Source organism: Burkholderia sp. Tr-20390 (assembly GCF_017104595.1).
In the GTDB taxonomy this organism is placed as follows: Bacteria; Pseudomonadota; Gammaproteobacteria; order Burkholderiales; family Burkholderiaceae; genus Burkholderia.
Genome location: NZ_JAAGPC010000237.1, coordinates 1 through 10,353, shown reverse-complemented (window position 1 = coordinate 10,353; position 10,353 = coordinate 1). Strand labels below are relative to the sequence as shown.

General features: G+C 68.4%; 6 protein-coding genes. 2 read left to right on the top strand and 4 right to left on the bottom strand.

Going from position 1 to position 10,353, the window contains the following annotated elements; translation table 11 throughout:
• Positions 1-542 (bottom strand): electron transport complex subunit RsxB (gene rsxB, locus G3N98_RS35595; protein ID WP_206150749.1); only part of this gene is annotated, 542 nt, incomplete at its 3' end.
• Between the two features lie 253 nt (positions 543-795).
• Between rsxB and G3N98_RS35590 the strand changes: the two genes are divergently transcribed.
• Positions 796-1,428, top strand: coding sequence for a TetR family transcriptional regulator (locus G3N98_RS35590; RefSeq protein WP_039370405.1), 633 nt, complete (start codon positions 796-798; stop codon positions 1,426-1,428).
• A gap of 71 nt (positions 1,429-1,499) precedes the next feature.
• Here G3N98_RS35590 and phaZ read toward each other — a convergent pair whose 3' ends face one another.
• Positions 1,500-2,975, bottom strand: a complete 1,476-nt coding sequence (gene phaZ / locus G3N98_RS35585; RefSeq protein WP_206150748.1) for a polyhydroxyalkanoate depolymerase — start codon at positions 2,973-2,975, stop codon at positions 1,500-1,502.
• Between the two features lie 212 nt (positions 2,976-3,187).
• Entirely contained in the window at positions 3,188-5,017 is a 1,830-nt protein-coding gene (locus G3N98_RS35580) for a glycoside hydrolase family 15 protein (RefSeq protein WP_206150747.1), read from the bottom strand.
• A 166-nt stretch (positions 5,018-5,183) separates the two neighbouring features.
• Here G3N98_RS35580 and G3N98_RS35575 point away from each other — a divergent pair, with 166 nt between their 5' ends.
• Positions 5,184-6,428, top strand: coding sequence for a lactonase family protein (locus tag G3N98_RS35575; protein WP_089473325.1), 1,245 nt, complete (start codon positions 5,184-5,186; stop codon positions 6,426-6,428).
• A 98-nt stretch (positions 6,429-6,526) separates the two neighbouring features.
• On the opposite strand, the gene G3N98_RS35570 is transcribed toward G3N98_RS35575, so the two are convergent.
• The coding region (locus tag G3N98_RS35570; RefSeq protein ID WP_206150746.1) for a DNA translocase FtsK at positions 6,527-10,353 on the bottom strand (3,827 nt) is incomplete at its 5' end.

The window sequence follows — 10,353 nt, the reverse complement described above, 5'->3', positions numbered from 1 at the left end:
CGGCGAGCGGCCGCGCGCGCTTCGGCGGCCTCGCGTTCGCGGCGCTGGCGCGCGAGCCGCAGGTCGTGGTGCTCGCGTGCGGCGTCGGCCTGCTCCTGCGACCACGCGTCCCAGCCGGTGCGTTCGCCGGTCACCGGCAGCATCGCGATACAGTCGACCGGGCAGGGCGGCACGCACAGGTCGCAACCGGTGCACTGCGACTCGATGATCGTGTGCATCTGCTTCGGCGCGCCGACGATCGCGTCGACCGGGCACGCTTGCATGCACAGCGTGCAGCCGATGCACAGGCTTTCGTCGATGAAGGCGACCGCGCGCGGATGCTCGGTGCCGTTGACGGGGTTCAGCGGAATCACCGGTTTGCCGAGCAGGCTCGACAGGCGCGCGATGCCCTCGGCGCCGCCGGGCGGGCACTGGTTGTAGTTCGCCTCGCCGGCGGCGATCGCCTCGGCGTACGGACGGCAGCCGTTATAGCCGCACTTCGTGCATTGCGTCTGGGGAAGCAGATCTTCGATGCGATCTGCGAGTGTTTTGGAATCGGTCACGGTGACAACGGGCGCAGCGGCGCCGAATGGCTCTCGGCCGTGTCGGGCGCGGCCGGAAAAGGTTTGCCAAAGCTCGATTATCGCCGATTTCCCGCATTGCGCTGGACGCCGTCTGTGCGCATAATCGAACCGCTTTTTTGCAGGGGCTCAGCAGGAGGGCGGCCGGCCGCGGCGCGCCCGTTCCAGGGCGGCCGGCGCCAAGGCGGTGGGGGTGCCGGTCCGGATCAAGCGGCTCACATAGCAAAACGCCACCATGAATCAGCCAAAAATCAAAAGAGATCCTGAAGGTACGCGCCGCCGCATCCTGATGGCGGCAGCCGAAGAGTTCGCGAGTGGAGGGCTGTTCGGCGCGCGCGTCGACCAGATCGCGCGCCGGGCCGAAACCAACGAGCGCATGCTCTATTACTATTTCGGCAGCAAGGAACAGCTGTTCACGGCGGTGCTCGAACACGCGTTCTCCGCGCTGACCGAGGCCGAGCGCGAGCTCGATCTCGACGGCGTCGCGCCTGTCGAAGCCGTCACGCGGCTCGCGCATTTCGTTTGGGACTACTACCGCGACCATCCGGAACTGCTCAGGCTCATCAACAACGAGAACCTGCACGAAGCGCGCTACCTGCACAAGTCGACGCGGATCCGCGAGATGATGTCGCCGATCGTCGCGAAGCTCGGCAACGTGCTGACGCGCGGCCAGAAGGCCGGGCTGTTCCGCACCGATGTCGATCCGCTGCGCTTCTACGTGACGCTGTCGGGGCTCGGTTACTACATCGTGTCGAACCGCTTCACGCTCGCCGCGACGCTCGGCCGCGACTTCACCGACGCCGACGAGCGCGCGGAGATGGTCCGGATGAACACCGAAGTGCTGCTCGCCTATCTGCTGCGGCGCTGAAGCGGCCGCCCGATGTAAAAACGCCGCCGTGCGCAGGCAACGGCGGCGTTTTTTCGTCGGAACGCGGTGCGTCAGGCGGCCTTGCGCGTGCGCACGGCTTTTGCGCGCGGGCTGACGGCGGCGGCGCGTTTCGCGGCCGGTGCGGCCTTGGCGGGGGCGGCGGCCTTCGCCGGCGCCTTCGCGCGCGTGCGCTTCGCCGTGGTGGCGCGCGTCGTTTCGGCCGGTGCGTCGGCGGCCGGCACGGCGGCGAGCGTCTTGGCGGCCGGCGTTTCCGGGACATCCTTCGTCGCACCGTGCTTCGGCTCTGGTGCATGCTCGCGGATGAAATCGCGCAGCTGCGGATAGATGATCGTGCGCCAGCGGCGGCCCGAGAAAATCCCGTAGTGACCGCACTTCTCGGCGGTCAGGCTGCGGCGCTGGTCCTGCGGGATGCCCGTGCACAGCTCGTGCGCGACGTGCGTCTGGCCGCTGCCCGAGATGTCGTCGAGTTCGCCCTCGATCGTCATCAGCGCGGTGTGCCGGATGTCCTGCGGACGCACGCGCTCGCCTTCGACGTCCCACGTGCCTTCGGCCAGGCGGAATTCCTGGAACACGACGCGGATCGTCTCGAGGTAATACTCGGCGGCCATGTCGAGCACCGCGTTGTATTCGTCATAGAAGCGGCGGTGTGCTTCGGCGTCGTCCTCGTCGCCGCGCAGCAGGCTCTGGTAGAAATCCCAGTGCGATTGCGCGTGCCGTTCCGGGTTCATCGCGACGAAGCCCGTGTGCTGCAGGAAGCCCGGATACACCTGGCGGCCTTCGCCCGGATAGTTCGCCGGCACCGTGTGGATCACGTTGTTCTCGAACCATGCGGTCGAGTGCTGCGTGGCGAGCGAATTCACCGACGTCGGGCTGCGGCGCGCATCGATCGGGCCGCCCATCATCGTCATCGTGAGCGGCGTGTGCTCGCCGCGGCTCGCCATCAGCGAGATCGCCGCGAGCACCGGCACCGTCGGCTGGCACACCGAGATCACGTGCAGGTTGCGCGCGCCGATGTGGCGGATGAACTCCTGGATGTACGCGATGTAGTCGTGCAGGTGGAACGGGCCGGTCTCGATCGGCACCATCCGTGCGTCGATCCAGTCGGTGATGTAGACCTTGTGATCCTGCAGCAGCGTGCGCACGGTGTCGCGCAGCAGTGTCGAGTGGTGGCCCGACAGCGGCGCGCAGACCAGCACGACCGGTTCGTCCTTCAGTTGCGTGACGGCGTCGGCGTCGTCCGAATAGCGCTTGAAGCGCAGCAGCCGGCAGAACGGCTTCTCGACGATCGTCTGCTCGACGATCGGGATGTTGTGGCCGTCCTTGACGATCTGATGAATGTTGAATTCGGGCTTCTCGTAATCCTTGCCGAGCCGGTACATCAACTCGTACGCGGCGGCCATCCGCGTCGCGCCCGGCATCAGCGAGAACGGGCTGGACGGATTGGCGAACGATTTGGAAGCGGCCTGGGCCCAGGCCGTCAGCGGGCTCAGCATGGCGCGCTGGAATTCGTGCAGTTGGTAAAGCATGCAGACTACTCCCGCGTGGGGGACGGAGCGCAAGGGCGGCGTGGGGCGTCGCGGCGTGCCGTGTGGGTCAGCGACCGGCCATGTTGCATTGCAGCCGGACAATCGCGTCGATCATATCGGACAACGATGGGTGGTGCAATGCAACATTTCCCCGATTTTTCATCAAAGTTTTGCGATTTGACGTTATCTGACCAAGCCGCTCGCGCCCCCGTTCAGCGCCCCGTCGCCACCGCCGGCGCGGGCTGGCCGGCGGCGCGCGCCATCGCGTCCTCGTGGTGCATCAGGTTCATCGCGGTATGCACGAGCGCCACGTGCGAGAACGCCTGCGGGAAGTTGCCGACGAGCCGCCCGGCCACCGGGTCGTACTCCTCCGCGAGCAGCCCGAGGTCGTTCGACAGCGCGAGCAGCCGGCTGAACAGGCGGTGCGCGTCGTCGATCCGGCCCAGCAGCGCATAGTTGTCGACCAGCCAGAAGCTGCACGCGAGAAACGTGCCTTCGCCGGGCGGCAGGCCGTCGTCGTACTCGGTCGTGCGGTAGCGCATCACGAGGCCATCGTGCAGCAATTCCCGCTCGATCGCCTCGACCGTGCCGACGATGCGCGGATCTTCCGGCGGCAGGAAGCCGAGCAGCGGCATCAGCAGCACGCTGGCGTCGAGCTCGTCGCTGCCGTAGCTCTGCGCAAACGCCCGTTTGCTTTCGTGCCACGCGTTGGCGCACACGTCGGCATGGATCTGGTCGCGCAGCGCACGCCAGCGGTCGAGCGAGCCGGGCAGCCGGAACATCTCCGCCGACTTGATCGCGCGGTCGAACGCGACCCACGCCATCACTTTCGAGAACGTGAAATGGCGGCGGTCGCCGCGCGTTTCCCAGATGCCTTCGTCGGGCTCCTGCCAGATCTTCTCGAGATGGTCGAGCAGCGCGCACTGCACGGACCAGACCGTGTCGTCGGCCTGCAGGCCGCCCACCCGCGCGAGGTGCAGCGCGGCCATCACCTCGCCGAACACGTCGAGCTGGAGCTGGTTCGCGGCGCCGTTGCCGATGCGCACCGGCTTCGAGTCCTGGTAGCCGGGCAGCCAGTCGAGCTCCATTTCCGGCAGCCGGCGTTCGCCGGCGATCCCGTACATGATCTGGATCTGCTCGGGCGAGCCGGCCATCACGCGGCCGAGCCACGTGCGCCACGCGCGCGCCTCGTCGTAGTAGCCGCCGCGCATCAGCGCGAGCAGCGTGATCGTCGCGTCGCGCAGCCAGCAGTAGCGGTAGTCCCAGTTGCGGTTGCCGCCGATCTTCTCGGGCAGCGACGTGGTCGGCGCCGCGACGATGCCGCCGGTCGGCTCGTACGCGAGCGCCTTCAGCGTGATCAGCGAGCGGCGCACGGCGGCCGCGTAGCGGCCCTGCACCTGGCAGCGGCCCGACCATTCGAGCCAGTAGTTCTCGGTGCGCGCGAGCATCGACAGCGGATCGCGGGCCGGCGGCAGCCGCAGGTGCGACGCCGCATAGCTGAGCGAGAACGGCACGCGCTCGTCGGCGCTCACCGTGAATTCCGCGAGCGTGTGGAGATTCTTGCCGGTGAGCGGCACCGGCGTGCGCAGCACGACGGTGTCGGGGCCCGCGATCGCCTTCATGCCGTCCTCGCGGGTCAGCTGCGTGACCCACGGGATCGAGAAGCCGTAGTCGAAGCGCAACACGAGCTCCATGCGCATCTTCATCGTGCCGTGGCGGCCGACGACGATCCGCACCAGTTCGGACCAGCCATTGCCGGGCGGCATGAAGTCGACCACGGTGACGGCGCCGTCGGCGCTTTCGTAGTCGGTTTCGAGAATCAGCGTGTCGCCGCGATAGCGGCGCGTCGTGTGCGTGATCGCGGCATCGGCGGCCGGCGCGAGCAGCCAGCGGCCGTGCTCGGGGGTGCCGAGAAGCGCCGCGAAGCAGGCGCCCGAATCGAAGCGGGGCCAGCACAGCCAGTCGACGGAGCCGTCTTTAGCGATCAGCGCGGCAGTGTGGCCGTCGCCGACGAGGGCGTAGTCTTCGATCAGGGCAGGCATGGGCAGGCGATCCTTGGGTATTCGAGTTCACAATGCGGACGGCGGCGGCCAAGGCTTCACGCGCCGGCACCGCGCCCCGTATACTCGGCCGGGCGGCGGAGCGCATGAACGGCCGGCGTTTCGTCCTATCTCAACACTTGAAGCGACTCGACGCAAGGAGGATTCAATGCCCAACCGTTTACGCGAGCGTGACGCACGCGCTTCGACACGAGGGTTCCCGCTTAGGCTCGCTCACTGGATGAAAGGTTTCGCGATCGTGCTCTCCCTTTCCGCGACCCACGCATTCGCGCAGCAATCGCCCGCCCCGGCCGACGGCGTCTACAACCTGCTCGTCGGCACCTATACGGGAGGCGGCAGCGACGGCATCTATGTTTACCGCTTCGATACGAAAACCGGCAGCGTCGCACCCGTGTCGTCGGCGAAGACCGTGAATCCGTCGTATCTGTTGCCGAGCCGCGACGGTCGCACCGTTTACGCGGTCAACGAACTGCCCGGCGACGACGGGCCGGCGACCACGCGCGGCGGCATCAGCGCGTTCCGCTTCGACGCGAAGACGGGCGCGCTGAGTTTCATCGACCGCGTGTCGTCGGAAGGGAACGATCCTTGCTATCTCGCGCTGTCGCCCGACGGCAAGTACCTCGTGACCGCCAACTACTCGGTCGCGAAGGATCCCGGCGGCAGCTTCGCGGTGTTTCCGCTGCGCGACGACGGCGCGGTCGGCCAGGCCGCGCTGACCGTGCACCATGAAGGCACGGGGCCGGTGAAGGGCCGCCAGGACGGCGCGCACGTGCATTCGACGGTGTTTTCGCCGGACGGCCGTTATCTGTTCGTGCAGGATCTCGGTGCGGACAAGATCTACGGCTACCGCTACACGGTGGACGGCAGCCGCGGGCTGATCAGCCCGACGGACACGCGCTACACGCCGGTGAAGGCGGGCTCGGGCCCGCGCCACATGGTGTTCGGCGCCGACGGCCGGTACGCATACGTGACGAGCGAGCTCAACGCGTCGGTCGAGGTGTTCGGCTATCACGACGGCAAGCTGACGCCGGTCGAGACCGTGTCGATGACCGCGCCGGGCTTCAAGGGCAAGGTCGGCGGCGGCGCGATCCACCTGTCGCCGGACGGCCGCTTCCTGTACGTGAGCAACCGCGGCGACGCGAACGACCTGGTGATCTACGCGGTGAACCAGGCCGACGGCCGGCTGAAGCACGTCGGCCGCCAGTCGAGCCTCGGCAAGACGCCGCGCGAGTTCCTGATCGATCCGACCGGCAAGTGGCTGATCGTCGGCAACCAGGACAGCGATACGTTCTACGTGTTCAGCCGCAATGTCGAAACGGGGCAGCTCGGCCCGAATCCGCAGAAGGTGGCGGTCGGCAAGCCGGTCGACTTCAAGCTGGTGCCGGTGCTGTAAATGAAAAAGGGCGCTGCCGATGCAGCGCCCTTCGTTTTTCGGGGCGGCCGGTTTCCCGGCGCGCCCGTATCGGCGGACGGCGGCCGCGGCCGCCGCACTCAGTCGGCCGCGGCCGGCACGAGCACCTCGCGGCTGCCGTTGATCCCCATCGGCGACACGAGCCCGGCCGCCTCCATCTGCTCGACGAGGCGCGCGGCGCGGTTGTAGCCGATGCGCAACTGCCGCTGCACCGACGAGATCGACGCGCGCCGCGTGCGCACGACGAACGCGACGGCTTCGTCGTACAGCGGATCGGCTTCCGCGTCCGGCGCATCGCCGAACAGGTCCTGCGTCGCGCCGTCGGCGGCCGGGCCGTCGAGGATCCCTTCCTCGTACTGCGGCTCGCCGAACTGCTTCAGGTACTCGACGACCCGGTGCACTTCTTCGTCCGCGACGAACGCGCCGTGCACGCGCTGCGGGTAACCGGTGCCCGGCGGCAGGAACAGCATGTCGCCCATCCCGAGCAGCGATTCGGCGCCCATCTGGTCGAGAATCGTGCGCGAGTCGATCTTCGACGACACCTGGAACGCGACGCGCGTCGGGATGTTCGCCTTGATCAGGCCCGTGATCACGTCGACGGACGGACGCTGCGTCGCGAGGATCAGGTGGATGCCGGCCGCACGCGCCTTCTGCGCGAGGCGGGCGATCAGTTCCTCGATCTTCTTGCCGGCGACCATCATCAGGTCGGCCAGCTCGTCGATCACGACGACGATCAGCGGCAGCGTCGACAGCGGCTCCGGATCCTCGGGCGTCAGCGAGAACGGGTTGCCGATCTTCTTTTCCTTCGCTTCCGCGTCGCGGATCTTCTGGTTGAAGCCCGCGAGGTTGCGCACGCCGACGGCCGACATCAGCCGGTAGCGCTTTTCCATCTCGCCGACGCACCAGTTCAGTGCGTTCGCCGCGAGTTTCATGTCGGTGACGACCGGCGCGAGCAGGTGCGGGATCCCTTCGTAGACCGACAGCTCGAGCATCTTCGGGTCGATCATGATCAGTCGCACGTCCTCGGGTGTCGCCTTGTACAGCAGCGACAGGATCATCGCGTTGATCGCGACCGACTTGCCCGAGCCGGTCGTGCCCGCGACGAGCATGTGCGGCGCCTTCGCGAGATCGGTGACGACCGGGTGGCCGGTGATGTCCTTGCCCATCGCGATCGTCAGTTGCGACGCCGAGTGCTGGTACGGGCGCGACTCGAGAATTTCCGACAGGCGGATCATCTGGCGCTTCGCGTTCGGCAGTTCGAGCCCCATGCAGGTCTTGCCGGGAATCGTCTCGACGACGCGGATCGACGTGAGGCCGAGGCCGCGCGACAGGTCCTTCATCAGCCCGACAATCTGGCTGCCGCGCACGCCGAGCGCGGGTTCGATCTCGAAACGCGTGATCACGGGGCCGGCGGACGCGCCGACCACCGTCACCGGCACCTTGAATTCCTGCAGCCGCTGTTCGATCACCTGCGCGGTTTGCGCGAGGTGTTCGTCGGTGATCGTTTCGATGTCGCCGGACGCGGACGCGGGCTCGAGCAGGTCGAGGGTCGGCAGTTCGACGCTGAACGACGCGGGTGCGTGGAATTCGAAGGCGTTCGGGCGCGGCTGGCGCGCGGGGGTGTCGGGGGCGGGCGAGCCGGCTGCGGCAGGCGGGGCCGGTTCGGTTGCCGGGGTGGTTGCTTCGGCCGGCGGGGCAGTGGGGATCGCCGGTACGGTCGTGACTGCCGTCGGTGCGGACAGGCTCGCGCCGGGGATCGTTGCTGCGGGTTGCGGCGGTGCCACGGGCGATGCGGCTAACGGTGCCGCGGAGACATTCGACACGGACCAGCTTGCCGGCGACGAGGTCGCGGCGGCCGGGGGGGCGAACGTCGTGGCTTCGACGGCTGCAGGCGCGGAACCGATCGACGGAGCCAGCGCCGCAGTGGTTGCGCCGAAGGACGTCAGCGAGCCGGCCGGAGCGACGGGCAAGCTGGCGATCGGTTGCGCGGGAGTCGCCGCGGCGGTGGTAATCGGTGCGACTGCGCCGGTGGATGTTGCCCTCGTGGCGGCAGGGGCCGGCGGCACGGGCAGGCCTGCGGCCGGCTGCAATGCGATTGCGCCTGAGGGGGCGAAGGTGCCGGATGTCGTGCCGGTCGACGAGGCTGATGGGGTGGCCGGATGCGTCGGAGCAGGCGCGGCGGATGGAGCCGCGACCGAGCCGGACACGACATTCACGGGCGTCGAGGTAGCGACCGCCGGTGCGCTGGAACCGGATGCCGAGGCCGTCGGGCTGGCCGTCGACGGCGTCGCGGCGGGCGCAACGGGCGATGCGGGCGACGCGGGTGTTGATGCGCGGGGGAACGAACCGTAAGTCGTGTCCGCAACGGTCGATGCCGGAGTGGCTGGCTGCGAAAGCGAGGTCGACGCAGTGCCGGTTACGTCGATCGGGGATGCCGACGCGACGGGTGCAGTGTTCGCTGCCGAAGCGGCCGGCTGCGAAAGCGAAGCCGAGGTAGCGCCGGTCACGCCGATCGGGGATGCCGGCGCGACGGATGCGGTGTTCGATGTCGAAGTGGCGGGCTGCGAAAGCGAGGTCGACGCAGTGCCGGTTACGCCGATCGCAGATGCCGACGGAGCGGCTGCAACAGTCGACGCTGCCGGTTGAGCCAGCGAACCGGATGCCGTGTCGGTCACACCATCCGACGAGGCGGTAACGGCGACAGGCGCAATGCCCGAGGCGGATGCAGGCGCTTGCACGGTCGAACCGTGGGCGGTGCCGACGAGCGGCGACGCAATGCTTGCCGAAGCCTTTTGCGTGGAGGCAAACGGTTGAGTGGCAACCGGCGATTTCGGCAATTCCGCGGTGACAGGCGTATTCGTCGGGGCCGGTTGCGCCGTCGCAGGCGTCCACGTCCATGCTGTCGCCGGTGCGGTGCCTTCAGCGGTTGCGGCCCGCGGCGCTGCAGGTTCCACCGCATCCGACTTGGCAGCTTCCAGTGCGGCACTCGATGCGGCCGGCGCCGCCGCCGCAAACGGCCTGGTTTCGGCACTTGCGCGCGGCGTCGTTTCGACGATCGGCGAAGAGGGGAGGGCCGCGAACGGCACGCTGTTCCCGGCGGGTTCGGCGTGTGCATTGGCGATGCCCGGCGGCACGCTGGCCGATACGGTGCGATCGATTGCAGGCGCCGGATGCGCCGTGTACTTGTCGTCGGTATCGATGGAGGCCGGGTTGCTCGCGGCGAGGTCGTGAACCGCCTCGGTCCCGGGTTGCGCGAAGGCGGCATGGGCCGGTTCCGATCCCGTCACATCGGTCGATGACTCGGCGACCGGGTTCCAGGCGGATGCGTCGAACGCGGAAACCGGTTGGCTGGCGAGGTCCTCCCACGGCGCGAGGTCGATGGGCGCGTCGAACGTCGGCGCGGGCGAGATTCCCGATGCCGGTGCGGCAGCGGCAGCGACATCGTCGGCGTGCCGGATCTGGTCATTGGTGTGATGCGGGAACGCGGCTTCAGCGATGCCGGTATTCGACAACGCGTGCGGTGCGGTGGCGTCGACTGCCACGGCGCCCGTATCGGCAACCGGTGCATGGACAGCGGGCGCTGCCGGATTGAACGCATCGAGCACGATCGGTGCGTTGTCGTCGTATGTCGGCGCCGGATCGTAGGCGAGCGGTGCACTGGCGTCATGCGCCGCGAGGCCGTGGGCCGCGGAGGCAGCCCCGGTCGGCACGGCCGCTGCTGCCGGCGCTGCCATGCCGGCTGCCGTCGCGGCCACACCGGCTGCGGTTGCCGCTGCCGCCGCCGCGTGCCTGGCATCGTCCTGCGCATCGCCCAGCGTCGCCCACTGCGCGGTGCTGGCTTCGATCGAGCGCAGCGTATCGTGCACGCTCGGCGCCGGCGTGATCGGCGCGGCGGGTTTTTCCGTCA

Bases quoted from the DNA above. Each gene is read 5' to 3' on its own strand.
- G3N98_RS35590 (WP_039370405.1), top strand. From the start codon at position 796: ATGAATCAGCCAAAAATCAAAAGAGATCCTGAAGGTACGCGCCGCCGC.
- phaZ (WP_206150748.1), bottom strand. From the start codon at position 2,975: ATGCTTTACCAACTGCACGAATTCCAGCGCGCCATGCTGAGCCCGCTG.
- G3N98_RS35580 (WP_206150747.1), bottom strand. From the start codon at position 5,017: ATGCCTGCCCTGATCGAAGACTACGCCCTCGTCGGCGACGGCCACACT.
- G3N98_RS35575 (WP_089473325.1), top strand. From the start codon at position 5,184: ATGCCCAACCGTTTACGCGAGCGTGACGCACGCGCTTCGACACGAGGG.